The organism is Pseudonocardia sp. TMWB2A, from assembly GCF_017312135.1.
Window position 1 is genome coordinate 2861021 of the sequence record NZ_QKQY01000002.1, and the last position, 23760, is coordinate 2884780.

Here is a 23760-nt window from a genome sequence, read left to right on the forward strand (position 1 = left end):
CTAGCACAGCAGTTCACACGAGAGTCAATATTCTTCACGCAGCGGCACATGCGCTATCGTCCGCAGGTCCGTCGGCGAGTTCGACCGCAGGTGTCCGGAGGCCGTCCAGTGATCCCCGACCAGCGCCGCGAGCGGCTGCTCACCGAGCTCCGCGGAGCGGGCGTGCTGTCCGTCCGCGAGCTCGTCGAGCTGCTGGGCGTCTCGCACATGACGGTGCGCCGGGACATCGCCTCGCTGGAGGCCGAGGGCCGGGTCTCCTCGGTCCCCGGCGGCGTCCGGTCGGTGGAGAAGCTGCACAGCGAGCCGACCTACCGCGCCAAGGTGTCGGTCCGGCCCGCGGAGAAGCGCGCCATCGCCCGCGAGGCGGTCCGGCTGATCGGCGACGACCAGGTCGTCTACCTCGACGCGGGTACGACGATCGGGCAGGTCGCGGCCCTGCTCTGGGGGCACACCGGGCTGACGGTCGTCACCAACGACCTGACGACGGCCGTGCTGCTCAGCGACCACCCCGGCCTGGAGCTGTACCACGTCGGGGGCCGGGTCGACCGCGGCAACCGGTCCACCGTCGGCGAGCTGACCGCCCGGGCCGTCCGCGAGCTGAACATCGACGTCGCGCTGATCTCGTCGAGCTCCTGGGACGACGCCCGCGGCAGCACCACCCCGGTCGAGGCGAAGGTGCCGGTCAAGCGGGCCGCGATGGCGTCGGCCGAGCGCTCCTACCTGGTCTCCGGCTCCGACAAGTACGGCGCCGTGAGCACCTTCCGGGTCGCCGGGCTCACCGACTTCGACGCCGTCGTCACCGACGCCGGGCTGCCCGCGGGCGCGGCCGCGCGGCTGCGCGAGCAGGGTGTGACGGTGCACGCCGCCGAGCCGGACGGGACCGCGCTGCCGGGCTGAGTAGGCTCAGCCGCCCCGGCGCATCTGCTCCAGCATCGCGTTGTAGGCCTTCAGCTCCGCGTCGTCGTCCCGGTCGGCCTGCCGGTCCTTGCGGGTCGCCTCCCGGGAGTCGTCGCGCGACCACTGCACCACCAGCGTGACCATCACCAGCAGCATCGGGATCTCGCCCGTCGCCCAGGCGATGCCGCCGCCGGTGCGCTGGTCGTCGAGCAGGTCCAGCCACGGCAGCCCGACCTGGCGGTAGAAGTTCTCCCCGAGCACCGTCGAGGAGCTCATCACCGCGACGCCGAAGAACGCGTGGAACGGCATCGTCGCGAGCATGACCGCGAGCCGCCCCAGGTGCGGCAGCCGGTGCGGGGCGGCGTCGACGCCGATCAGCGGCCAGAAGAACAGGTAGCCGACGAGCACGAAGTGCAGGTTCATCAGCTGGTGGGTCCAGTGGAACCGCAGCGCCCCGTCGAACAGCGGGGTGAAGTACAGGACGTAGAACGAGCCGACGAACAGCACCGCCGCGAACGCCGGGTGGGTCATGACCTTCGCGACGCGCGAGTGCACCGCCGCGAGCAGCCACTCGCGCGGGCCGGGCGGGTTGCCGCGGCCCGCCGGGCGTAGCACCCGCAGCGCGAGCGTGACCGCGCCGCCGAGGCTCAGCAGGATCGGCGCGAGCATGTTCAGCGTCATGTGGCTGATCATGTGGACGCTGAACATGGACGGGGAGTAGAAGCCCAGCCCCGACGACGTCGCCAGCAGCAGCGTCGCGCAGCCCAGCAGCCAGGCGACGGTGCGCCCGACCGGCCACACCACCCCGCGGGCCGCGAGCCGGCGCACGGCCACCAGGTACAGCCCGGCCAGCACCAGCGCACCGGTGCCGAACAGCAGGTTCCAGCGCCAGTCGGTCAGCACCGCGAGCGCGGAGAACGGCCGGACGATGTCCCAGCCGATCAGGGTCTGCAGCGCCGAGTCGTCGGCGACGACGAACCGCGGCGGCACCAGCCGGATGCTCGCGACGCCCAGCGTCGCCACCGCCGCCCCCAGCACCGCGACCACCGGCAGCAGCCGGCCCGGCACCGACCCGGCCGGGGCGGCGACGAGCCCGCGGACCAGCAGCGCGGTCAGCGGGACCAGGGCTGCGAGCAGCACCGCGACGACCACGGCGACCCGCACGTAGGCCGACCCGCCGAGCGGCCCGGCGTCGGTCACCACCAGCTGGAAGATGATCTCACCGGTCAGGTACACGACCCCGCCGACGGCGAGCAGCCCGCGGACCCGGCCCGCCGTCCGTCCCTCGATCACGCCGCCGTGCGCGCGGAACGCGACCAGCGCGGCGACCAGCCCGAGCCAGGCGGTCCCGGCGACGGCGCGCAGCACGTTCGCGTCCCCGCTCCAGTCGTGCCCGGCCCCGGTCGCGGCCGGGTGGACCGCTGCGGGCACCGCCATCGCGCACGCGGCGACCAGCCCGAGCGCGGCGGCGGCCTTCCAGCTCAGCGAGAACGCCGACCCGAGGGCGACGAGCAGCAGCAGCGCCCCGGCGAGCGCCCAGCCCAGCGGCTCCTCGATGGTCGCGGCGGCGCCGAGCCACCCGAACGGGCCCACCGACGCCAGGACGCCGGGGGAGTTGCCGGTCATGTCGGCCACCGACAGCCAGCCCGCGGCGATCGCCGACACCCCGGCGACGGTGGCGGCCAGGGTGCCCCGGCGCAGCGCGCGGTAGCCGTGGACGTCGACCGTCCCGGACCCCTGCGGCGCCGCGACCAGGCCGCCGACCAGCAGCGACCCGGCGGCGAGCGCGGTCGCGGCGACGGCCAGGACCTTCGCGACGACCGTCGCGGCCTTCAGGCCCGGCTCGGGCACCGGCAGCCCGCTCTGCCGCCAGAAGCCGTCGTCGCCGATCGAGACGGCGACCGCGAGGCCGGCGCACAGCAGCACCACGGCGACCGTGAGCGCGGTCAGGAGCCCACGGCGGTCGCGCCGCGCCGGCACCGCCGGTGCGGGCGGCGCACCACCGGCCGCGTCGGTCGTCGCCTGCTCCGTGCTCGCGCTCACCGAGAACCCCTCCGCAGGTGGTCACCGGGCACGTACCGCGCCCGTGTCACCCCCGATGGTCCCCGTCCGGCCCGGCGCGCGCCGCACCGGGTCGGACGGGTCACTCAGTTGCCGGTGATCCCGGACCACCAGCGCTGGATCGACTCCCAGAAACCCTGCGCGTCCTGACCGATCTGGCCGGGGTCGGGCAGGTTCGACGGCAGCGACGGCAGCTCGCTCGGCAGCGACGGCAGGTTCGACGGGAGCGAGGGCAGACCCGACGGCAGACCCGGGATGTTGCTCGGCAGCTGGATGCCGCCGTTGTTCTCGCTGGTCGGGGCCTCGGTCGTCGTCTCGGTGGTGGGCGGTGCGCTGGTCTCGGTGGTCGGCGGGGCCTGGGTGTCGGAGTCGCCGTTGCCGAACAGCAGGAACCCGAGCAGCAGGACCAGCAGCGCGACGACGAGCGCGCCGATCGCGATCCACTTCCCGATCCCCGACGAGCCGAGGTCACGCGGCTCCGGCTCCGGCTCCGGTGCGACGACCGGCGGAGCGACGGCGGCCGGCTCCGAGAGGATCTCGGCGACGCGGCGGGCGTCCGGGCGTCGCTGCGGGTCGGTCGCGGTGGACTGGGCGATCGCCGTCCGCACCGGCTCGGGCACGTCCGCGGGCACCACCGGGGCGCGGTTCACGCGCTCGGCGGCGCCCTGCAGCCCCTGGCCCTGGTACTCCTGCCGCCCGGTCCAGGCCTCCAGCAGCACGAGGCCGAGCGCGTACACGTCGGTCGGCGGCCCGACCGGTCGGCCCTGGACCTGCTCCGGCGACAGGTACGCCGGCGTCCCGATGATCTCGCCGGCCGCGGTGTGGCCGTCGGCGCCGAGCAGGGCGGCGATGCCGAAGTCGGCGAGCCGGGCCCGGCCGTCGGAGTCGACGAGGATGTTCGACGGCTTGATGTCGCGGTGCGTGACGCCCTGCGAATGGACGTAGGCCAGGGTCTGGGCGACCTCGGTACCGATCCGGCGGATGTCCTCGGGCGGCAGGTCCTCGCGGGCGATGACGTCCTTGAGCGTGGGCCCGTCGACGAGCTCCATGACCAGGTAGGCGCGGTCGGCCTCGACGGCGAAGTCGTGCACCGCGACCAGACCCGGGTGGCGCAGGTTCGCCATGACCTGCGCCTCCTGCTCGAAGCGCTGGTCGGCGCTCGGGTCGTCGGCCGCACCGAAGATCTTCACGGCGACCGGCCGGTTGAGCCGGGTGTCGGTGGCCCGGTGCACGTCGGACATCCCGCCCTGGCCGAGCAGCCCCTCCAGCCGGTACCGGCCGCCGAGCAGCTCGGGCTCGGTGATGGGTGCGGGCATCATCCGGGTCGCGTCCGGGCGCGACGGGCGCGGCGCGCCGTAGGCGGCGGTCGGCGGGGCGCCGAGGTGGTGGGTCGGGGCCTCGCCGGGCCCGAGGCGCCGGGTGCCGTCCGCGGGGGCACCGGGCCCACCGGGGCCCGGGCGGCCGGGGCCGGGGGGCGGGCCGACCCGGCGGGTGGCGTCCGGCGCGTTGCTGCGGGTCGCCGGGTCGTCGTCGGCGCGCCGCGGCGCGGGCCGGGCCCCGCCGACGCGACGGGTCGGGTCGGGCGCGGGACCGCCCGGCGGCCGCTGTCGGCGGTTCCCCGTCCGCCACGGGTCGGACGCATCCCTGCGGGTGCGCTCCGGATCGTCGCCGCGGGTCACGGGCCCTCCCGGTCTGCTGGTGCAGCCGGGCCGCGGGCGCGCGCACCGGCCGTCCGCCGTCGTGGCGGACCTCCTGGCGGCGACCGTACCGTCCGGAACCGGTCACCCCGGTGGACGGCGCGCTGCCACCACCCGGTGATCCTCCCGCCCCGGAGCCCTCAGCGCGCCGCGACCGGTGTGCGCAGGTCGGCGGCGGGGAACGGGGGCCGGTCGTCGAGGCGGACCGACAGCTTCCCGGCGGCCCGCCAGGCACGGGCGGTGAGGTCGCGGTCCTCGTCGGTCACGAGGTTGCCCATCACCCGCAGCGCGACGGTCATCAGTGCCCGCGACCGCATCCCGACCGGCCCGGCCAGCGGCAGCAGCCGGGGGATCGTGATCAGCCCGGCGAGCCTGCGGGCGATCGAGAACGCCAGGCCGTAGTGCGAGCGCAGGGTCGCGGGCCAGGCGCGGTCCAGGTCGGCGCCCGACGCGAGCAGCTCCGCGACCAGCCGGCCGGTCTCCAGGCCGTAGTCGATGCCCTCGCCGTTGAGCGGGTTCACGCAGCCCGCCGCGTCGCCGATCAGCGCCCAGTTCGGGCCCGCGACCCCGGAGACGGCGCCGCCCATCGGCAGCAGCGCGGACCTCACCAGCTCGACCTTCGGGCCCAGCTCCCACTCGGCGCGGCGGGCGTTCGCGTAGTGCTCGATCAGGCCGCGCAGCTTGATGTTGGCCGGGCGCCGGTCGGTGGCCAGGGTGCCGACGCCGATGTTGACCCGGCCGTCGTTCAGCGGGAACAGCCAGCCGTACCCGGCCAGGACCTCGTCGGCCTCGCCGCGCAGCTCCAGGTGCGAGCTGATCCACGGGTCGTCGTGCCGGCCGGAGGTGACGTAGCCGCGGGCGGCGACGCCGTAGGCGGTGTCCTGGTGCCACTCCCGGCCCAGCACCCGCCCGAGCGTGGAGCGCGCCCCGTCGGCGACGACGAGCCTGCGGCACCGGACGGAGCGGCCGTCGTCGAACAGCACGGCGTCGACCCGGCCCCCGGCGAAGGTCACGTCGACGGCCTTGGCGCCCTCCATCGGGGTCGCGCCGGCCTCCAGGGCGACACGGCGGATGCCCGCGTCGAGCTCGGTGCGCGGGATCGCCGAGCCGTGCGCCGGCAGCGACCCGCCCGGCCACGGCAGCTCCAGGACCTGCCCGAACCCGTGCGCGCGCAGTCCCTGGTTGGTGCCGTGCGAGTCGACCCAACCACCGAGGCCCAGGTGCCCCAGCTCGGCGATCGCGCGCGGGGTCAGCCCGTCACCGCAGGCCTTGTCCCGGGGGAAGGTCGCGGAGTCGGCGAGGACGACGTCGAGCCCGTGCCGCGCCGCCCACGCCGCCGCCGCCGACCCGGCCGGTCCCGCCCCGACGACGAGCACGTCGGTGGAGTCCGGAGTGGTGGCGGGCGGGACGGGGCCGGTGCTCATGACCCCAGTGTCGCAACCCGGCCGGGCGACCGCCGCCGAGCGTGCCCCCGGTCACGACCGGGGCCGCTACCGTGGCACCCGTGACCGGACCGCAGACACAGGACCCGGCCCGGCTCGACGCCGTCCGGGCGGTGGCGGCCCGGGTACCGGGGCTGACGCTCCTGCTCCTGCACGGGTCGCGCAGCCGCGGTCAGGAGCATGCCGGGTCGGACTGGGACCTGGGCTATCGCGGCGACGCCGACCCGGCCACGCTGCTCGACGCGGTCGCGTCGGCGCTGGGTACGGACGCCGTCGACCTCGTGGACCTCGACCGGGCCACCGCGCTGCTCCGGTACGAGGCCGCCCGTGACGGCGTCGCCCTGCACACGACCGGCGACGCGTATCGCGACTTCGTGCTGGAGGCCACCCGCTTCTGGTGCGACGCCGGTCCCGTGATCCGGCGTGCGCAGCAGGACGTCCTCGCGGGGCTCGGGCGGTGAGCGGGGCGATCCGGCCGGAACTGCTCGCCGAGCGCGCGGCGACAGTCCGCCGGCACCTCGATCGTGTGCGGGACCGGCTGCCGTCGGACCCGGACGGGCTGGCCCCGATGACCGACGCGACCGACGCCGTCGTCCTGCACCTGTGGCAGGCCATCCAGGTCGTCATCGACACGGCGGTGTCGGCCTGCGTGACATCGGGGCTGGGCTCCCCGCCCACCTACGGTGACGCGTTCCGCCTGCTCGGGAGGCACGGCGTCGTCGAGACCGGACTGGCGAACCGGCTGGCCAGGGCCGCTGCGTTCCGCAACCTGCTGGTCCACGCCTACGGCGAGCTCGACCTGCGCCGGGTCCACGCCATCGCCTCTCAGGGCCCTGCCGACCTGCTCGCGTTCCTGGCGGCCCTGCGCGACGCGTGAGCGCCGGTCACGACCGGGTCAGGTGCCAGAGGATCACGTCGTGGGCGTGGCGGGCCTTATCGTCGCCGCGGAAGGCCACCTCGTGCACGGCCGCCCCGACGGTGATCGCGATCTGGCTGGAGCTCGCGAACCGGCCCAGCAGGTTCCGGTCGGCGACGAACGAGACCGAGGAGATCCGGCCGTAGGGGATCGAGGTGATCGCGGTGCGCTTGCCGACGAAGGAGTTGTCCTGCAGGACCGCCCGCAGGTCGGTGAGGCCGAGGAAGCCGGTGCCGGCGCCGATCGCGTCGTAGACGGCGATGATCCGCTCGCCCTCCAGCAGGCCGGCGGCGACCTTGTCGAGCTGGTCGCGCTTGTCGAAGACGGGTTCGCTCATGGCTCCGATACTGCCCGGCGGGCGAGCAGCGTCCGCGCCGTCCAGACCAGCGCGGAGACGGCGAACAGCACGACGGTCAGCCACACCCACCGCATCCGGTACGGCTCCTGGTCCAGCCCGGTCGCGTTCAGCGTGCTCAGCGCGCCCTGCCGGATGATCCCGGGCAGGAACATCAGCAGCGCGAGCCCGGAGCCGAGCACCGGGATCCGCACGTGGTTGACCAGCGGCACCCGGGTGCGAGGCAGCGCGAGCAGCAGCAGCCGGTCCCCGGCGGCGTAGAGCGGGAACAGCACGAGGTCGTGCAGCAGGACCGCGCCGGCGAACCACCAGGCCATCGTGACCAGGTCGGGGGACCCGCCGACGATCGCGTACGCCGCCCACCCGGCGAGCGCGAAGCAGCCGAGGGCGGCGAGCAGGCGGCTACCGAGGAGCAGCACGGGAGAACCCGATCGTCGCGACCCACTTGGTGTTGTGCACCCCGGGCAGCGCCGGGACGATCAGCCGCGCCGGGTACCCGTGGTCGGGCGACAGCTCGGCGCCGTTGACCCGCAGCGCGAGCAGCGAGTCCGGCGACAGCGTCTGGGCGCGGTTGAGCAGCGACCGGGCGAACGGGCTCCCCACCTCGACCGACCGCACCTCGGCCGTCGCCGGGTCGGTGACGCCCGCGGCGCGGGCCAGGTCGGTCAGCCGCACACCCGTCCACACCTGCGAGGTCGACCAGCCCTCGACGCAGGCGATCGGCAGCTCCGCGGTGTGCTGCGGCAGCGCGGCCAGCGCCGCCCGGTCGAGCACCACCGGTGCCGTGCCGCCGGTCAGGGTCAGCGTCCAGGCGCTCCCGACCGCGGCCGGGGCGATCCCGGACGCGACGAACGTGCGGTTGACCGGGAAGTCGTTCGGCCCGCCCCGCTCGGTGCTGTCGGGCGCCGTCGTCCGGCCCCGGGGCAGCAGCAGCGCCGTCGACCGGAGCCGGTCGGTGAACTGCCCGACGGTCAGCGCCGCGACGAACAGCATCCCGCCGCCGACCAGGGCGATCGCGCCGCGCCGCGACATCGTCGGTGGGTCCGGGTCCGGCGCGACCAGCGGGTGCGCCGGCTCGGACCGGGTGGCCGCGAGCGGCGTGGCCAGCTCGGAGCGCAGCGAGCGGCCCCGCAGCGAGCGGACCATCGTCGGGAGCTTCGTGACCACGTGCAGCGCGAACGAGGCCAGGAACACCCAGGCCGCGGCGTAGTGGCCGTCGTAGAAGGAGAAGCCGAAGACGTAGTCGTACTGGACGTTCATCAGGCCGGTGACGATGAGGAACAGGATCGAGCCGACCAGCAGCACCAGCGACAGCCGCTCCAGCAGCTTCACCGGGTTGCGTTCGGGCGCGGTGAACAGCTTCGGGATGACCGACCACAGCTTCGCCAGGACCAGCGGCACCAGCACGATCCCGAGCCCGACGTGCAGGCCCTCGGTGAGCCGGAACAGCCAGGCCGGCGACACCGGCCAGTCCACCCAGGGCAGCTGCAGCCCGCCGACGGCGTCGGCGGCCGGGATGGCCTGCTCCCGGCCGTAGGCGAGCCGGTCGAGCAGCCCGGTGAACGCCACGATCGGCAGCCCCACCAGCAGCGGGAGGGCGAACATCGAGGTCAGCCAGGGTCCCCGGATCGGGCTCCGCCACCGCATCACGCGCTTCACGGTCCGGTCAGCTCTAGGAACACCCGCGCGCCGAGGTGCACGTCGGTCACGCGCAGGCCGGCGCGACCGGCCGTCACCGCGAGGGGGACCGCGCCCTGCGCGGCCCACGGGATCGGCTCGCCCGCACCGCTGCCGCACAGCACCCGGGCGGTACCGCGCCACGTGTGTTCGGGGCGCGGGTCGGCCTCCACCAGCACCGTCCCGCCGTGGGTGAGCAGCCGGGCGGCGCGGGTGAGCAGGGCGACCGGGTCGCCGCCGATGCCGATGTTGCCGTCGGCGAGCAGCACATGGGACCAGCTGCCCTCGCCGGGCAGCGGGCCGAACAGGTCGGCCTGGACCATCGCGACGCTGCGGCGGTGGCACAGCACCCGGGAGACGGCGGAACCGTCGACGCCGAGGGCGGCGATCCCGCGCGCGGCGAGCGCGACGAGCAGCCGGCCGGGTCCGCAGCCGAGATCGAGGGTGGGGCCCGTGCAGTGGCGCAGCAGCCAGTCGTCGCAGCCACCGGCGGCGTCGGCCCAGCGGTCGACGTCCAGCGCGATCTCGGTGCCGTCGTCACAGAGCAGGCGGGAGGGGGCGCCGGACAGCGGCATGTCGAAGCCCTCGGCGGTCACGGTCACGCCGACACCTCCGGACATCGCAGCCTCAGCTCGGCGACGGCGCGGGCGAAGCGGCTCCCCGGGACCTGCGCGGCGACGGCGACGGCCTCCGCGGCCGTGTCGACGTCGGTCAGCGGCTCGGCGAGGGCCACCCGCAGGCCGGCGGCCCGCAGCGCGTCCAGCGTCCGGCCGCCGGTCTCGGCGGTCGACATCGGCACGCCGTGCAGCGCGGTGGCGGCGAGCGGGTCGCGCAGGCCCAGCACCCACCAGCCGCCGTCGGTCGCGGGGCCGAGGACGGCGTCCACACCCGGTTCGGCGAGCCGGTCCGCACAGTGGGACAGCAGCCCGGCCGTGGCCTGCGGGGTGTCCATCCCGACCTGCAGGGTCGGGCGGCCCGGGTGCAGCGCGGCGGCGTCGGCGTGCGCGGCGGCGATCCGCGCGGCCAGTCCCTCCCCGCGCTGCGCGACGACGGCGAGCCCGTCCAGCGCGGCGGCCAGCTCGGCCGCGCCGACGGCGGCGGCCCGGTCCCCGGTCATCGCGACGACGGTGTCGCCGGCCACCCCGGCGGCGGCCTCGAGGGTGTCGAGCAGCGCCGCCGAGGCGATCGCCGCGGCGAGCTCCGGCGTCGCGGGCGGACACAGCCGCGTCTTGACCCGGCCCGGCTCGGGCGCCTTCGCGAGGACGACGGTGGTGACGGGGCCGGTCATCGCAGCAGCCGGATCATGTCGCGCCCGGCCCGGACGGTGCCCTTGACCGAGCCGGAGACCTTGGACCGCCCGCCGGCCCGCCGGGAGTAGGCGACCGGGATCTCGTCGAACCGCCAGCCCGCCCGGCCCGCCCGCAGCAGCAGCTCCAGCGGGTAGCCGAACGCCCGGTCCTCGACCCGCAGGTCCAGCAGCGCCTGCCGGCGTGCGACCCGGATCGGGGCGATGTCGTGCACCGGGACCCCTCGGGTCCGCAGCATCCCGGCGATCACCGCGTTCGCCGCACGGGCGTGCCAGGGCCACACCCCGACCGTGTCCGGCACGCGCCGTCCGACGGCGATGTCGGCGCGGCCGGACGCGACGGTCTCGGCCATGCCGGGCAGCACGTCGGCGTCGAGGGAGCCGTCGCCGTCGAGGAAGGCCACGAGTTCACCGGTGGCCGCCTCCAGCCCGGCGTGCACGGCCGCGCCGTAGCCGCGACGTGGTTCGACGACCACCCGCGCCCCGTGCCCGCGCGCGACCGCCGCGGTGTCGTCGGTCGACCCGTTGTCGACGACGATCACCGGCCAGTCGTCGGGCATCCGCTTCAGGACGTAGGGCAGCGCCTCCGCCTCGTCGAGGCACGGCAGCACGATCTCCGGGTGCACGTCGCGATCTTCACCTCTCCGCCGGGCCGCCGCCCGCCGAATGCGGGAGGGTCCCGCAGGAGGTTCGAACGGCGCCCCTCAGCGGTTCGTGGTGATCGGTGAACGGAGTGGGTCGGTCGCGAACGCCGTCACCCCGTCGGTGAAGGTGGTCCGGGCGCGGAAGCCCAGCCGGGCTGCGGCGTAGGCCGGATCGGCGACGACGTGGCGCACGTCGCCGGGCCGGGCACCGCCGACGATCACGGGCTCGGGGCCGTCCATCGCGCGGGCCAGCTCGGCGGCGAGGTCGCCGATGGTGTGCGGCTCGCCGGAGCAGACGTTCGCGGCGCCGAAGCCGGTCGGCTCCGGGTCGGCGACGAGCGCGGCGGCGTTGGCCGCGGCGACGTCGGTGACGTGCACGAAGTCCCGGCGCTGCCGGCCGTCCTCCATCACCCGCGGCGCCTCACCGCGCTCCAGCGCGGACCGGAAGATCGACGCGACGCCCGCGTAGGGGGTGTCGCGGGGCATCCGGGGGCCGTAGACGTTGTGGTAGCGCAGCGACCACACCGTCCCGCCGGTCTGGCGGGCCCAGGCGCTCGCGAGGTGCTCCTGGGCGAGCTTGGTGGCGGCGTAGGTGCTGCGCGGGTCGACCGGCGCGGACTCCGGGACGAGGCCGGACTCGAGGTCCTTGCCGCACTCCGGGCAGCGGGGCTCGTACCGGCCGGCCTCGATGTCGTCGGGCGCACGCGGCCCGGGCCGGACCACGCCGTGGTCGGCGCAGTCGTAGCGGCCCTCCCCGTAGACGACCATCGACCCGGCCAGCACCAGCCGGTCCACCTCCGCGGCGTGCATCTGCGCCAGCAGCACCGCGGTGCCGAGGTCGTTGTGGGAGGCGTAGTCGGGGGCGTCGGCGGGGGAGACACCGTGCCCGACCATCGCGGCCTGGTGGCAGACGGCGTCCACCCCCGGCAGGAGCCGGGACAGGGTGTCGGCGTCGCGGACGTCGCCACGGACCAGCTCGTGGTCGAGCTCGGGGGCCTCGCCGCCGTGGGCCTGTGGCAGCAGCGCGTCGAGCAGGACGACCTCGTGGCCGTCCGCGACGAAGCGGTCGGCGACGTGGGACCCGATGAATCCGGCACCGCCGGTGACGAGGACGCGCATGCCCGCAGACGCTAGGGCGTGCCGGTCCCGCCCGCCGGGTGCGCCTCGGGCCCGGTGCCCGCCCGACCCGCGTCCCAGGTCTCGGCGGCGGCCACCGCCAGGCCGAACAGCCCCGCCCGGGCTTCGCGTGCCCCGGTCCAGCCGCGGTGCTCCCACTCCGGCCCGGCGAGCGAGTCCGCGGCGAGGAACACCTGGCCGTAGCCGACCCCGATCCGGCGCGCGGCCGCGACCAGCGCGGACGCCTCCATGTCGACCACCGCGCAGCCCTCGTCGCGGCGCCGCGCGACCCGTGCCGGGGTCTCCCGGAACACGGCGTCGGTGGTCCAGCACCGCCCGACGACGTGCGGCACCCCGGCGCCGTCGAGCACCCGGACCACCGCGTCGACGCCGTCCGGGTCGGCGTCGATCGTCCGCGACGGCGGCTGGTAGTGGAACGAGGTGCCCTCGTCGCGCAGTGCGCTGCCCAGGACGACGGCGTGCCCCAGCGTCAGCTCGTGCCGCAGCGCCCCGGCCCCGCCGACCCCGACGACGGTGCGGACGCCCAGCGCCGCGAGGTGCTCCAGGAACATCGCCGCCAGCGGCGCGCCGACGCCGGGGTGCAGCACCGCGACCGGTGTCCCGCCGGGCCCGGTCGTGCGCCACACCGGGCTGCGGCCGAGCTCGCTGCGCAGCACGGTCACCGCCTCGGAGCGGGTCCCGACGTCCTCGACGACCTCGGGGAACCAGCACAGCACCGCCGCGGCCGGCATGTCCGGGCGGTGCGGGGTGATCGCCGACGCCCGGATCACGCCCTCGGCGTCCAGGTCGTCCTCGTGCAGGGGGAGGTCCATCGTCGACGATCATCCCCCGCGCACCCGGTCGGGTGGAACACCGCAGGTGGACGGGGTGACCCTCTCGCCCGGCGTCCCGGGGACGACGGCGCGCAGTATCGTCGGCCACGAGTGCCCAGGATCCGGGCCGATCGGAGGGTGGCACAGGCATGGCCGGAGACTTCCGCGGCCCGCCCCCCGCGGGCGGGCGTCCGCCGCAGGGCGAGCCGCCGCGCGGCGGCCGTCCCGCGCGGCCCGGCAGTCCCGGCTGGACGAACCAGCCCCGCAACCCCCTTCCCGGGCACGGGGGCCGTCCGCTCCCGCCGCCGTCCCCGCCGCAGCAGCCGCCCGTGGCCCCGCCGTCGCGCGGGGGCCGCGGACCGCTGCGCAAGCCGCCGCCCGGCCGCCCCGCCGGGGCGCCGCCACCGGCCCGGGCCGCCGCGCCGACGCGTGGTCCGGTCATGCCGCGTCCCGCCGGAGCCGGAGCCGGAGCCGGGGGCGGGGGCGCCGGGGTGCATCCCGCGTCGCAGGCCCCCCGCGACGGCCGGGTCACCCGCGGCCCGTCGATGCCGGACTGGCGCCGCGTCCGCCGTGCCACCCGCGGGCGCTGGAAGGCCGTGCTGATCCTGCTGCTGGTCGCGTTCGTCGGGTTCGGCGTCTACCTGGACCAGAACATGACCCGGGTGCAGGCGCTGCCCGCGGACTCCCAGGCGTCGTCGTCGGGGACGAACTACCTGATCGTGGGCTCGGACAGCCGCGAGGGGCTCTCCGCCGAGGACGAGGAACGCCTCGCCACCGGCGACGCGGCGGGCCAGCGCACCGACACGATCATGCTGCTGCACACCGGCAGCTCCGGCAGCGTGCTCGTCTCCATCCCCCGTGACTCCTACCTCCCGATCCCCGGGAGGGGCAGCAACAAGGTCAACGCGGCGTTCGCGTTCGGCGGCCCGGAGCTGCTCGTCGAGACCGTCGAGGGTGCCACCGGCCTGCGCATCGACCACTACGTCGAGGTCGGCTTCGGCGGGTTCGTCGGCGCCGTCGACGCCGTCGGCGGGGTGGACATGTGCGTCCCCCGCGCCATCGACGACCCGAAGGCCGGGCTGGACATCCAGGCCGGCTGCCAGGAGCTCGACGGGACGACCGCGCTCGGCTACGTCCGCACCCGCGCGACGCCCGGCTCGGACTTCGACCGCGTCAAGCGGCAGCGCGAGTTCCTCTCCGCGCTGCTCGGCAAGGCCACCAGCCCGCTCACCCTGATCAACCCGTTCCGGATGGTCCCGCTGGCGTCCGCGGTGACCGGCACCATCACCGTCGACGACTCCGACCACATCTGGAACCTCGCCGGCCTGGCCTGGGGGATGAAGGGCGTCTCCGGCGGCGACGGCGTGCAGACGACCGTCCCGATCGGCGGCAGCGCGGGCGGGTCGAACCTGCGTTGGGACCGCACCCGGGCCCAGGCGCTGTTCGGCGCCCTGCAGAACGACCAGGCGCCGCCGGAGTCCAGCTTCGGCCCCTGAGGGGCGTCGGTCAGGCGGTCTTCTTCGTCGACCGCCGACGTGTGGTGGCCGGCTTCGCGGGCTTCGCGTCGTCGGTCCCGGTGTCCTTCTCCCCGGTCTTCTCCGGCTCCTCGGTCTTCTTCGACCGGGAGGACGACCGCCGGGCCGGGGCCTTCTTCTCCGTCGACCCGGAACCCGACCCGGCATCCGACTTCGTCGACCGGGCCGCGTCCACACTGGCCTGCAGTGCCGACAGCAGGTCGCTCATCGAGTCCCCGCCGTCGTCGGCGGCCTCCGCGGCGGGCGCCGGGCGGGCGTCGCCGTCGGAGCGCTTCTCCTCGATGAGGTCGGCCATCGCGTCGCGGTACTCGTCGTGGAACTCCGACGGGTCGAAGTCCGCGCCCATGCTCTCGACCAGCGACGACGCCATCTTCAGTTCCTGCGGCTTGAGGTCGACCTCGTTGTCGAGGATGTCGAACTCCGGCTCGCGGATCTCGTCCTGCCAGATGAGGGTCTGGAGCACGATCGCCTTGCCGCGCACCCGCAGCAGCGCGAGGGTCTCGCGCTGGCGCAGCGCCACCTTCACCACGGCGGTGCGGTCGGTCTCCTCGAGCGCCTCGCGCAGCAGCGCGTAGGGCTTGGCGGCCTTGGTCTCCGGCTCCAGGTAGTAGCTCTTGTCGAACAGCATCGGGTCGATCTGGTCGTTCGGCACGAACTCGATGACGTCGATCTCGTGCCCCGTCTTCACGGGCAGCGACGCGAGGTCGGAGTCGTCGAGGGTGATCAGCTCGCCGTCGGGGGTCTCGAAGCCCTTCACGATGTCGGCGTAGGTGACCTCCTCGCCGCACACCTCGCAGGTCCGCTTGTAGCGGATGCGGCCGCCGTCCTCACCGTGCACCTGGTGGAACCGGACGTCGTGGTTGGACGTCGCCGAATAGACCTTGATCGGCACACTGACCAGCCCGAAGGACACGGCCCCGCTCCAGATCGCGCGCATGCGGTCCCCCCTCGCGTGCCGTCCGGAGTGACAGCATGACGGTGTGCAGCCCATGCTCGCCACCCCCGGACCCCTGCCGACCGGGGCCGGCTGGTCGTTCGAGGTCAAGTGGGACGGCATGCGCGTGCTGGCCGAGGTCACCGACGGCGGTGGCGACCCGGCACTGCGCCTGCGTACCCGTTCCGGCCGCGATGTCACCGCGAACTTCCCCGAGCTCGCCGGTCTGGTGGACCTGGCCCCCGACGTGCTCCTCGACGGCGAGGTGGTGCTGCTCGACGGTGGTGTCCCCAGCTTCGCCGCGCTCGCCCACCGGATCCACGGCCCCGCGGGCGGCCGCCCGGTCACGTTCATGGTGTTCGACGTGCTGCGCCTCTACGGGGTGCCGCTGCTCGACCGCCCGCTGGCCGAGCGCCGGGCCACCCTGGAACGGCTCGACCTGTCCGCGACCCCGCACGTCGAGACCTCGCCGCTCTACCCGGACGGGGCCGCCCTGCTGGAGGTGACGGCGTCGCGGGGGCTGGAGGGCGTCGTCGCCAAGCGGGAGGACTCGCGGTACCGGCCGGGCCGGCGCAGCCCGGACTGGGTGAAGATCGCCCACCGGCACTCGCAGTCGTGTGTGGTGGGTGGCTGGAAGCCCGAGAGGTCCGGTGGTGCGGGGCGGATCGGGGCGCTGCTGCTCGGTGTCCCCGGGCCGGACGGGCTGGAGTTCGCCGGCCGGGTCGGGTCCGGGCTGGCCGGGGCGGCGGTGCAGGAGCTGCTCACCGCCCGGCTGACCGGGGCACCTGAGTCGCCGTTCGCGCAGGTCCTGCCCCGGGTCGACGCCGCGGGCGCACGCTGGTGCTCCCCGACGGTCGTCGCCGAGGTCGCCCACCTCGGGTGGACGGCGGCCGGCCGGCTGCGGCAGCCGGTCTTCCGCGGGATCCGCGACGACGTCGACGCCGCCGACGTCCGCCGGGAGCCCCGCTGAGGACGCCCGATCATCACCCGTTCGCGTGGTCCGTGCGGCGATGTGGTTCGGTGTGCCCGACATCGACGACCCGGAGGTGACGCGCGTGGCGGTCATGCTGACCTGGCGGTCCGACCCCGAGACCGACGGCGCCGCGGGCATGGAGTCGGCGCGCATCACGACCAACGGCGGCGGCTTCCGTGCCGTCGGCCGGATCATCCGCGGCGGGGCGGGCGGGGTGCTCACCGCATCCTACCGGCTCGTCGTCGCCGGCGACGGGACGCTGTCGCGGCTCGCCGTCGACGTCGCCACCGCCGAGGGGGAGCAGCAGCTCACGCTGTCGCGCAGCACCGACGGCGTCTGGCTGGTCGACGACGGCTCCGGCGGCAGCCGCGGCCACTTCGGCGGCGCCCGCGACGTGGACCTCGCCTTCAGCCCGGTGTTCAACGCGCTCCCGGTCCGGCGCCTCGCCCTGCACCGCGAGCCCGCCGAGCACGTGCTGCCGATGGTGTTCGTCGACCTCCCGACGCTGACCGTCGAGAACACCGAGCAGACCTACCGCACCGTGACGGCCGGGTCGCCCGGCACGCCCGCGGTCGTCGGCTTCGCCGCGGGCTCGTTCGCCGCCGACATGACCGTCGACGACGACGGCTTCGTCCTCGACTACCCGGGCATCGCGTCCCGGGTGACGCTCTAGCGCTTCACCGGCTCGACGACGTCGCCGCGGCGGCCGAGCTCGCGCAGCTCGGCGAACACGTCCGGCGCGCCGAGGTCGACCGGCACCTCCAGCGGCTCGCGGGTCGAGGCCCACCGCATCCGCGCCTCGTGCCCGGAGCGCACGGTCGCGGCCAGCCCACCGGTGGAGGCCAGCGCCCCGCGCATCGCGCCGAGCCTGCCCAGCGCGTCGTCGACGGCGGCGAGCAGCGCGCCCCGGTTGCCCTCGCACATCGCCAGGACCAGCTCGGGACGGGTCCCGGCGACCCGGGTGCCGTCGGCGAACGAGCTCGCCGACAGGGCGAGGGCGAGGTCGTCGCCCTGCTCACCGGCGCCGACGGAGGCGAGCACCGCGGCGAACAGGTGCGGCAGGTGCGAGATCCGGGCGACGGCGACGTCGTGCTCGTCGACGGCCGCGGGCACCACCCGGGACCCGCAGTCCCAGGCCAGCTCGGCGACGTCGCGCCACACCTCGACGTCGAGACCGTCGTCGGCGGCGACCACCCAGGCGGCGTCGGTGAACAGGGCCGCGGACCCGGCGGGCCAGCCGGACTCGGCGGTGCCGGCCATCGGGTGCCCGCCGACGAACCGGGTGCGGGGCGCGAACTGGGCGACCGCGTCGGCGACCGGCACCTTCACGCTGACCGCGTCGGTGAGCCGGCAGGTGGGGGCGACCGCGTCGACGCGGCGCAGCACCGCTTCCAGCGCGGTCAGCGGGACGCACACGACGACCAGCGCGTCGGCCTCGGCGGCCCGGGCCAGCGCGGCGTCGGTGTCGGTGGTGACGTCGAACCCGTCGGCGACGGCGGCGGCCGCGGTCGGCTCGGACGCGGCGGTGCCCCACACCTCACGCCCGGCGCGGGCCGCGGCCCGCAGCAGCGACCCGCCGATCAGTCCGGTCCCCAGCACGCACACCGCTCGCATGCGTCACGAGGGTAGAGACCGTGGTTCCCGGCCCCGCGCGGACTCCGCTCGTCGCACCGCCCGACCCGGTGATCACCGGTTGTGGAGCGCAGAGGTACGGAAACCGCACTCCGGACTCCACAACCGGTGATCATGGACGGGTGGGCGGCGCGGCCGTCACCGCAGCGCGCGCTCCAGCGCCCGCGCCAGGCCCAGCAGCACGTCCTCGCCGACGGTGATCCCCACCAGCTGCACCCCCGCGGGCAGCCCCGGCACCGGGACCGGCAGCGCGACGACGGGCCGGTCGAGCAGGTTGAACGGCGAGGTCAGCTGCAGCATCGACGGCAGCACCGGCACCCCGCCGTGCTCGGTCGCGCCGATCGGCGTGGCCCGCAGCCGGGTGGTGGGGCAGAGCAGCACGTCGCAGGAGGCCCCGAGCCGGTCGAGCAGGGCGCGCCCGACCCGGCGGCGCTCGCGCCGGGCGTCGACGTAGAGGTGCTCCGGCGCCTCGGCGTGCGGGGCGAGCCGGGCGGCCGTCGCGGGCTGGTACTCGTCGCGGCGCTCGGCGAACCAGCGCCGGTGGGTCGCGTAGGCCTCCGCGCCGGTGATCACCGGGTAGGTGGCGGCGAGCTCGGCGACGCCGGGGGTGTCCTGGGCGGCGACGGGTGCGCCGAGCGCGGTGAGCGCGTCGGCCGCGGCCCGGACGGCGTCGGCGATCACCGGGTCGTGCGGGCGCCACCAGTCGTCGTCGGCGACGCCGATCCGGGGCAGCACCGCCGCGGCCGACGCGCCGGGCTCCCCGAGCGCGGTCCGGGCGACGGCGAGCGAGGCGGCGTCGGCGGCCAGCAGCCCGACCGTGTCGAACGACTCGGCCAGCGGGAACACCCGCTCACCCGGGATGGCCCCGCGCCGCGGCTTTAGCCCGGCGACGCCGCACAGCGCGGCCGGGGTCCGCACGCTCGCCCCGGTGTCGGTTCCGACGGCCAGCGCGAGGTGCCCGGCGGCGACGGCCGCGGCGGACCCGGACGACGAGCCGCCCGTGATCCGGGCCGGGTCGTGCGGGTTGCGGGCCGGGCCGGTGGCGGCGACGTCGCCGGTGGGGCCGTAGGCGAACTCGTGGGTGTGGAGCTTCGCGACGACCACGGCCCCCGCGGCCCGCAGCATCGTCACGACCGGTGCGTCGGCGGTCGCGGGAGCGGCGTCGGCCAGCAGCCGCGAGCCGCACCGGGTCGGGAGCCCGGTGACGTCGACCAGGTCCTTGATCCCGACGGCGACGCCGTGCAGCGGCCCCAGCCGTCGTCCCGCCGCGGACAGCGCGGTCAGCTCGGCGGCCCGCTCGCGGGCCCGGTCGGCGTCGAGGGCGACCACGCAGTTGGTCGTGTCGGACTCCAGCCGGGACAGCACGTCGTCGACGTGCTCGGACGGCGAGAGCTCCCCGGAGTCGAGGGCCCGCAGCAGATCGGGGAGCGGCAGCACGCGCTCAGCGTGCCGTCGCTCCCCGACTCCGACAACCGGTGGTCAGCGCGCGGCGTGCATCGTCGCCGCGATCTCGCGCGCCTCTTCCACCGACCCCGCCGACGGCTGCGAGTCCCGCAGCGGCCGGTTCGCCGTCTCGGGGAGGAACAGCAGCGTCACGACGCCGATGACCCCCGCCGCGATCAGGTAGTAGCCGGGCCACAGCAGGTCGCCCGTGGACAGGACGAGCGCCGACATCACCAGCGACACGGTCCCGGCGAACGCCGACACGAAGATGTTGAACGCGATCGACAGTCCGCCGTAGCGGATCTGTGTCGGGAACAGCGCCGGCAGCGTCGACGGTCCGGTGGCCGAGAAGCAGATCAGCAGCAGCCCCATGACCAGCAGGCCGAGGAACACCGCGGGCACCGACCCGTTCTGCATCAGCAGGATCATCGGGATGCCGAGCACGATCAGCCCGCCCGCACCGACCCACATGATCGGCTTGCGCCCGGTGCGGTCGGACAGCCGCCCGAGCAGCGGGATGATGAACACCGCCAGCCACAGCACCGCGATCTGCAGCCACGACGACGTCGTGGAGTCGATCGAGGTGCCGCCGTGCTGGTCGACCGTCGTCTCCAGGTAGGTCGGCATGTAGCTGGTCAGCATGTAGTTCGTGACGTTCCAGGCGACGACGACGCCACCGACCATCACGAAGGTCGGCAGGTACTTCGTGAAGATCAGCTTGAGGCCGTCCTTCACCTGGGTGCCCTCGCGCTCCTCGGACTCCGAGAGCAGGGTCTGGAAGGCCGGGGTCTCCTCCAGCTTCACCCGCAGGTACACCCCGACGATGCCCAGCGGCAGCGCGACGAAGAACGGGATCCGCCAGCCCCAGCTCGACATGTTCTCCGGGCTGAGCACCAGCGGCAGCACCGAGGCGATGGTGGCGCCCAGCGCGTAGCCGACGAACGTGCCCAGCTCCAGGAAGCTGCCGAAGTATCCGCGACGACGGTCCGGGGCGTACTCGGCGATGAAGGTCATCGCACCGGCGTACTCACCGCCGGTCGAGAAGCCCTGCAGGACGCGGGCGGCGACGAGCAGGATCGGCGCGGCCAGCCCGATCGAGGCGTAGGACGGGATGAGCCCGATCAGGAACGTGCCCAGCGCCATCAGGATGACCGTGATCGACAGGACCTTGGTCCGGCCGATGCGGTCCCCCAGCGGGCCGAAGAACAGGCCGCCCAGCGGGCGGAAGAAGAACGCGATCGCGAACGTCGCGAACACGGCCACCTGGGACAGCGGCCCGGGTGGGAAGAATTCGGCCTCGATGGTCGTGGCGAGATAACCGTAGACACCGAAGTCGAACCATTCGGTGATGTTTCCGACCGCGGCCGCCGCAACAGCGCGGCGCATGGTTGCCGGGTCGGTGACGGTGACGCCGTCCACCGTCCCCTCTGCTGTGTCGTCCACGTCGTTCCCCCTGACGACAGGGCACGTCACGGCGACGCTTTCGTCAGGAAACTGTCGATCCGTGGCGTTCTGTCCGTTTCGTTGAATGGTTCTCCCCGACGTTAACGAGACCTCGCTCCCGGTGCCGGACGGGGCATGTCCGGTATCTGTGAGCGGAGTCATCCGATTCGGTGCTCCGGCAGGCGGGACAGTGCTTTCCCGGCGTGGGACCGTGGTCGGCGGGCGCAGGCAGCGCCCGTGGGACTCGCAAGCGCCGCGACTCCGCCCGGGTCATCCGGACCCGGTCACCGGACCCGGCGCGTGCCCGTGTGAGGAGGAGCCGTCATGGCTGTGTCGAGCGCCGTTTTCCTGTCGATCATCGCGAGCACGGGGGTGGGCCTGGCGGTCACCTCCGCGCTGGCCGCCTACGCCCAGCGCAACTGGAAGGGCTACGGCCGCGTGGCCCCGGCCGTGCAGGTCGAGGAGACCGTCTGAGCGTCCGCGCTCCCGGCGCCGCATCCCGCAACGGGGTGCGGCGCCGTCGCGTACCGGGCGGGGCTCAGCCGGTCGCGGCCAGCGCCAGACCCGCGTGGACGGCGACCCCCGCCGGGAACGCGGCCTCGTCGAACACCACCCGGTTCGAGTGGTTCGGCGGGGCGAGGGCCGGGTCGACCGACGGCGGCCGCGCCCCCAGGAAGGCCAGCGAGCCCGGCACCCGGTCCAGCACGTAGGAGAAGTCCTCCGAGCCCATCAGCGGGTCCGGCATGGCGACGCAGGCGCCGCGGCCGAGCACCTTCTCCGCGACGCGCACCAGCCCGGCGGTCGCGCGGTCGTCGTTGCGGGTGACGGGGTAGCCCGGGACGATCTCCGCCTCGGCCGTGCAGCCGTAGGCCAGCGCGGTGTGCCGGCAGTGCTCGGTGACCGCCCGGTGCAGCAGCGTGCGCACCGGCTGTGACAACGTCCGCAGGGTCCCGGTCAGCTCCGCGGTCTCCGGGATGACGTTGTCGGTGGTGCCCGCCTCGATGCGGGACACCGTGAGGACCGCGGACTCCTGCGGCCCGACCCGGCGGGTCAGCAGGGTCTGCAGGCCGCCGACCATCGCCGCGGCGGCGGGGACCGGGTCGCAGGCGTCCTGCGGGGCCGAGGCGTGCCCGCCGCGGCCGGTCACCCGGACCCGCAGCACGTCCGCGGCCGCCATGATCGGGCCCGGCCGGTGGTGGAGCTGCCCCGTCGGCACCGTCGAGGTGATGTGCAGGGCGTAGGCCAGCTCGGGGTCCTCGTCGAGCACGCCCTCGTCGATCATGTGCCGGGCGCCGTGGAACCCCTCCTCGCCCGGCTGGAACATGAACACCACCCGGCCGGCGATCCGGTCCCGCCGGTCCGCGAGCAGCCGCGCGGCCGAGGCGAGCATGGCGGTGTGGGTGTCGTGCCCGCAGGCGTGCATGGCGCCGGCGGTGCCCGAGGCGAAGTCCAGTCCGGTGTCCTCGGACAGCGGCAGCGCGTCCATGTCGCCCCGCAGGAGCACCGTCGGCCCGGGACGGTCGCCGTCGAGGACGGCGGTCACCGAGGTGCAGGACCCGCCCGTGCGGATCCGCAGCGGCAGCCCGTCGAGGGCCCGCAGGACCGCGTCCCGGGTGCGGGGCAGGTGCAGTCCGAGCTCCGGTGCCCGGTGCAGCTCCCGGCGCAGCGCGACCGTCCGCGGCTGCAGGACGCGGGCGGCCTCGAGCAGGCCGCCGGGGAGCCCCGCGACCGAGGCGGGCGTGATGGGCATGGACCGATCGTCGCTGACCGGAGCCCGTCCGGCGCCCGCGGGCCCGGTGTGACCACGCGTACCTGGTCGTGGCGTGACTCACAAGCCCGGAGCGACGTACCGTTGGCGCGTGGCCACACAGAGCGTCGAGGCAGCCCCGGACACCCGTGGCGCCGCCCTGCCCGGATTCGCGGTCGCCGCGATCCGGGAGGAGGGCCGTTGGCGCTGTGTCCGGCTGGATTCCGAGGCGCTCGTGGACCTCGACGCGGCGATCACCGCGTTGCGCGCGCAGCGCTCCACCGGTGCGGTGCTCGGCCTCCTCGACGTCGACGACGAGTTCTTCGTCCTCCTCCGCCCGTCCGCGGGCGGGGTGCGGCTGCTGATCTCCGACGCCGTCGCCGCGCTGGACTACGACATCGCCGCGGACGTGCTCGACCTGCTCCGCGTCGAGCTCCCCCCGGACGACGACGCCCTCGACGACGCCTGGCCGGAGGGCGACCTCGGCATCCTGGCCGACCTCGGCCTGCCCGCCGACGAGCTGGAGATCCTCGTCTCCGACCTCGAGCTCTACCCCGACGAGCAGCTGGACACCATCGCCCGCCGCTGCGGGTTCGCCGTCCAGCTGGACGAGCTCGTCGGCTCCTGAGTTGTTCCGCCCGGCCGACCGGCTCGCGCTGGGCCGTGCCCTCGACGTCGCGCGCGGTGCCGCGGCGACCGGGGACATCCCGATCGGTGCGGTCATGTTCGCCGCCGACGGCACCGAGCTCGCCGCGGCCTGCAACGCCCGCGAGGCCACCGGTGACCCGACCGCGCACGCCGAGGTGCTCGCCCTGCGCGCCGCCGCGGCCGTCGTGGGGGAGTGGCGGCTGACCGGGACGACCCTCGCCGTGACCGTCGAGCCGTGCACCATGTGCGCCGGCGCGATCGGGCTGGCCCGGGTCGAGCGCGTCGTGTTCGGGGCGTGGGAGCCCAAGACCGGCGCCGCGGGCTCGCTGTGGGACGTGCTGCGCGACCGGCGGCTCGCGCACCGTCCCGAGGTCGTCGGCGGGGTCCGCGCAGGTGAGGCGGCCACCCTGATGCGCGAGTTCTTCGGCCGGACCCCGTGCGCCGACCGCGACTGAGCTTCT

Annotated in this window: 25 protein-coding genes; 9 read left to right on the plus strand and 16 right to left on the minus strand. The window is 75.2% G+C overall.

Translation table 11 applies throughout. The features are described from left to right. The first annotated feature begins 108 nt into the window (after window positions 1–108). On the plus strand, window positions 109–897 hold the full coding sequence (locus DMP17_RS28330; protein ID WP_226354709.1) for a DeoR/GlpR family DNA-binding transcription regulator: 789 nt from the start codon (window positions 109–111) through the stop codon (window positions 895–897). 6 nt (window positions 898–903) lie between these two features. Here the strand turns inward: DMP17_RS28330 and DMP17_RS28335 are convergent, their stop codons facing one another. From DMP17_RS28335 to DMP17_RS28345, 3 genes are all read right to left on the minus strand, one after another. Continuing rightward, window positions 904–2940, minus strand: a complete 2037-nt coding sequence (locus DMP17_RS28335; protein ID WP_337831100.1) for a cytochrome c oxidase assembly protein — start codon at window positions 2938–2940, stop codon at window positions 904–906. A 104-nt stretch (window positions 2941–3044) separates the two neighbouring features. After that, window positions 3045–4637 carry a serine/threonine-protein kinase gene (locus DMP17_RS28340; RefSeq protein ID WP_337831101.1) on the minus strand — a complete coding sequence of 531 codons (1593 nt, stop codon included), beginning with the start codon at window positions 4635–4637 and terminating at the stop codon, window positions 3045–3047. A 158-nt stretch (window positions 4638–4795) separates the two neighbouring features. After that, a complete protein-coding gene (locus tag DMP17_RS28345) occupies window positions 4796–6079 on the minus strand; it encodes a geranylgeranyl reductase family protein (protein WP_226354712.1) in 1284 nt (427 codons plus the stop codon). Window positions 6080–6159: 80 nt separating this feature from the next. Here DMP17_RS28345 and DMP17_RS28350 point away from each other — a divergent pair, with 80 nt between their 5' ends. Then, window positions 6160–6558, plus strand: a complete 399-nt coding sequence (locus DMP17_RS28350; protein WP_226354713.1) for a nucleotidyltransferase family protein — start codon at window positions 6160–6162, stop codon at window positions 6556–6558. Continuing rightward, window positions 6555–6974: a type VII toxin-antitoxin system HepT family RNase toxin gene (hepT, locus tag DMP17_RS28355; RefSeq protein ID WP_226354714.1), complete on the plus strand. Its 420-nt coding sequence runs from the start codon at window positions 6555–6557 to the stop codon at window positions 6972–6974. Before DMP17_RS28350 ends, hepT begins: the two co-directional genes overlap by 4 nt. A 7-nt stretch (window positions 6975–6981) precedes the next feature. On the opposite strand, the gene DMP17_RS28360 is transcribed toward hepT, so the two are convergent. The 8 genes from DMP17_RS28360 to DMP17_RS28395 all read right to left on the minus strand — a co-directional run bounded on the left by DMP17_RS28360 (window position 6982) and on the right by DMP17_RS28395 (window position 12944). After that, on the minus strand, window positions 6982–7350 hold the full coding sequence (locus DMP17_RS28360; RefSeq protein WP_062399487.1) for a hypothetical protein: 369 nt from the start codon (window positions 7348–7350) through the stop codon (window positions 6982–6984). Further along, a complete protein-coding gene (locus tag DMP17_RS28365) occupies window positions 7347–7787 on the minus strand; it encodes a hypothetical protein (RefSeq protein ID WP_073575718.1) in 441 nt (146 codons plus the stop codon). The genes DMP17_RS28360 and DMP17_RS28365 overlap by 4 nt, the downstream gene beginning before the upstream one ends. Then, the gene (locus tag DMP17_RS28370) at window positions 7771–9015 is read right to left on the minus strand and encodes a molybdopterin-dependent oxidoreductase (RefSeq protein ID WP_337832741.1); all 1245 of its coding nucleotides are present in this window, start codon (window positions 9013–9015) and stop codon (window positions 7771–7773) included. Before DMP17_RS28370 ends, DMP17_RS28365 begins: the two co-directional genes overlap by 17 nt. An 8-nt stretch (window positions 9016–9023) precedes the next feature. Next, window positions 9024–9647 carry a class I SAM-dependent methyltransferase gene (locus DMP17_RS28375; RefSeq protein WP_337831102.1) on the minus strand — a complete coding sequence of 208 codons (624 nt, stop codon included), beginning with the start codon at window positions 9645–9647 and terminating at the stop codon, window positions 9024–9026. Continuing rightward, the gene (locus DMP17_RS28380) at window positions 9644–10333 is read right to left on the minus strand and encodes a TIGR04282 family arsenosugar biosynthesis glycosyltransferase (RefSeq protein WP_062399495.1); all 690 of its coding nucleotides are present in this window, start codon (window positions 10331–10333) and stop codon (window positions 9644–9646) included. The genes DMP17_RS28375 and DMP17_RS28380 overlap by 4 nt, the downstream gene beginning before the upstream one ends. Further along, window positions 10330–10977: a glycosyltransferase family 2 protein gene (locus tag DMP17_RS28385; RefSeq protein WP_062399497.1), complete on the minus strand. Its 648-nt coding sequence runs from the start codon at window positions 10975–10977 to the stop codon at window positions 10330–10332. The genes DMP17_RS28380 and DMP17_RS28385 overlap by 4 nt, the downstream gene beginning before the upstream one ends. 78 nt (window positions 10978–11055) lie before the next feature. After that, window positions 11056–12114 (minus strand): NAD-dependent epimerase/dehydratase family protein, encoded by a 1059-nt coding sequence (locus DMP17_RS28390; protein WP_337831103.1) that lies wholly within the window; start codon window positions 12112–12114, stop codon window positions 11056–11058. A gap of 11 nt (window positions 12115–12125) precedes the next feature. Beyond that, window positions 12126–12944: a nucleoside phosphorylase gene (locus tag DMP17_RS28395; protein WP_337831104.1), complete on the minus strand. Its 819-nt coding sequence runs from the start codon at window positions 12942–12944 to the stop codon at window positions 12126–12128. Window positions 12945–13093: 149 nt separating this feature from the next. Between DMP17_RS28395 and DMP17_RS28400 the strand changes: the two genes are divergently transcribed. Beyond that, a complete protein-coding gene (locus DMP17_RS28400; RefSeq protein WP_337831105.1) occupies window positions 13094–14440 on the plus strand; it encodes an LCP family protein in 1347 nt (448 codons plus the stop codon). Window positions 14441–14450: 10 nt separating this feature from the next. Here the strand turns inward: DMP17_RS28400 and ku are convergent, their stop codons facing one another. Continuing rightward, window positions 14451–15416, minus strand: a complete 966-nt coding sequence (ku, locus tag DMP17_RS28405; protein WP_226368215.1) for a non-homologous end joining protein Ku — start codon at window positions 15414–15416, stop codon at window positions 14451–14453. Window positions 15417–15468: 52 nt separating this feature from the next. On the opposite strand from ku, the gene ligD reads away from it, so the two are divergent. Together ligD and DMP17_RS28415 are read left to right on the plus strand one after the other, a co-directional pair. Then, window positions 15469–16383 (plus strand): non-homologous end-joining DNA ligase, encoded by a 915-nt coding sequence (gene ligD / locus DMP17_RS28410; protein WP_226368289.1) that lies wholly within the window; start codon window positions 15469–15471, stop codon window positions 16381–16383. Window positions 16384–16435: 52 nt separating this feature from the next. Continuing rightward, entirely contained in the window at window positions 16436–17059 is a 624-nt protein-coding gene (locus DMP17_RS28415; RefSeq protein ID WP_226354725.1) for a putative glycolipid-binding domain-containing protein, read from the plus strand. On the opposite strand, the gene DMP17_RS28420 is transcribed toward DMP17_RS28415, so the two are convergent. The 3 genes from DMP17_RS28420 to DMP17_RS28430 all read right to left on the minus strand — a co-directional run bounded on the left by DMP17_RS28420 (window position 17056) and on the right by DMP17_RS28430 (window position 20904). Beyond that, window positions 17056–18000 (minus strand): prephenate dehydrogenase, encoded by a 945-nt coding sequence (locus DMP17_RS28420; protein ID WP_226354726.1) that lies wholly within the window; start codon window positions 17998–18000, stop codon window positions 17056–17058. The two genes, DMP17_RS28415 and DMP17_RS28420, sit on opposite strands and share 4 nt — an antisense overlap. A gap of 156 nt (window positions 18001–18156) precedes the next feature. Beyond that, entirely contained in the window at window positions 18157–19455 is a 1299-nt protein-coding gene (locus tag DMP17_RS28425) for an amidase (RefSeq protein WP_337831106.1), read from the minus strand. 42 nt (window positions 19456–19497) lie between these two features. Further along, window positions 19498–20904, minus strand: coding sequence for an MFS transporter (locus DMP17_RS28430; protein WP_443217914.1), 1407 nt, complete (start codon window positions 20902–20904; stop codon window positions 19498–19500). 324 nt (window positions 20905–21228) lie between these two features. Here DMP17_RS28430 and DMP17_RS28435 point away from each other — a divergent pair, with 324 nt between their 5' ends. Beyond that, window positions 21229–21378, plus strand: a complete 150-nt coding sequence (locus DMP17_RS28435; RefSeq protein ID WP_226354728.1) for a hypothetical protein — start codon at window positions 21229–21231, stop codon at window positions 21376–21378. A 64-nt stretch (window positions 21379–21442) separates the two neighbouring features. On the opposite strand, the gene DMP17_RS28440 is transcribed toward DMP17_RS28435, so the two are convergent. Next, complete coding sequence (locus tag DMP17_RS28440; RefSeq protein WP_226368218.1) at window positions 21443–22654, minus strand: M20 metallopeptidase family protein; 1212 nt, start codon at window positions 22652–22654, stop codon at window positions 21443–21445. A 109-nt stretch (window positions 22655–22763) separates the two neighbouring features. Between DMP17_RS28440 and DMP17_RS28445 the strand changes: the two genes are divergently transcribed. After that, window positions 22764–23279 (plus strand): tRNA adenosine deaminase-associated protein, encoded by a 516-nt coding sequence (locus DMP17_RS28445; RefSeq protein WP_226354730.1) that lies wholly within the window; start codon window positions 22764–22766, stop codon window positions 23277–23279. A gap of 1 nt (window position 23280) precedes the next feature. Next, the gene (locus DMP17_RS28450; protein ID WP_337831107.1) at window positions 23281–23754 is read left to right on the plus strand and encodes a nucleoside deaminase; all 474 of its coding nucleotides are present in this window, start codon (window positions 23281–23283) and stop codon (window positions 23752–23754) included. The last annotated feature ends 6 nt before the right edge of the window (window positions 23755–23760 follow it).

What these genes read in the sequence shown, in the direction of transcription:
- DMP17_RS28345 (WP_226354712.1), bottom strand. Translation starts at nt 6,079, where the DNA reads ATGAGCACCGGCCCCGTCCCGCCCGCCACCACTCCGGACTCCACCGAC.
- DMP17_RS28360 (WP_062399487.1), bottom strand. Translation starts at nt 7,350, where the DNA reads ATGAGCGAACCCGTCTTCGACAAGCGCGACCAGCTCGACAAGGTCGCC.
- DMP17_RS28370 (WP_337832741.1), bottom strand. Translation starts at nt 9,015, where the DNA reads ATGCGGTGGCGGAGCCCGATCCGGGGACCCTGGCTGACCTCGATGTTC.
- DMP17_RS28380 (WP_062399495.1), bottom strand. Translation starts at nt 10,333, where the DNA reads ATGACCGGCCCCGTCACCACCGTCGTCCTCGCGAAGGCGCCCGAGCCG.
- DMP17_RS28390 (WP_337831103.1), bottom strand. Translation starts at nt 12,114, where the DNA reads ATGCGCGTCCTCGTCACCGGCGGTGCCGGATTCATCGGGTCCCACGTC.
- DMP17_RS28395 (WP_337831104.1), bottom strand. Translation starts at nt 12,944, where the DNA reads ATGGACCTCCCCCTGCACGAGGACGACCTGGACGCCGAGGGCGTGATC.
- DMP17_RS28400 (WP_337831105.1), top strand. Translation starts at nt 13,094, where the DNA reads ATGGCCGGAGACTTCCGCGGCCCGCCCCCCGCGGGCGGGCGTCCGCCG.
- ku (WP_226368215.1), bottom strand. Translation starts at nt 15,416, where the DNA reads ATGCGCGCGATCTGGAGCGGGGCCGTGTCCTTCGGGCTGGTCAGTGTG.
- ligD (WP_226368289.1), top strand. Translation starts at nt 15,469, where the DNA reads ATGCTCGCCACCCCCGGACCCCTGCCGACCGGGGCCGGCTGGTCGTTC.
- DMP17_RS28420 (WP_226354726.1), bottom strand. Translation starts at nt 18,000, where the DNA reads ATGCGAGCGGTGTGCGTGCTGGGGACCGGACTGATCGGCGGGTCGCTG.
- DMP17_RS28435 (WP_226354728.1), top strand. Translation starts at nt 21,229, where the DNA reads ATGGCTGTGTCGAGCGCCGTTTTCCTGTCGATCATCGCGAGCACGGGG.
- DMP17_RS28440 (WP_226368218.1), bottom strand. Translation starts at nt 22,654, where the DNA reads ATGCCCATCACGCCCGCCTCGGTCGCGGGGCTCCCCGGCGGCCTGCTC.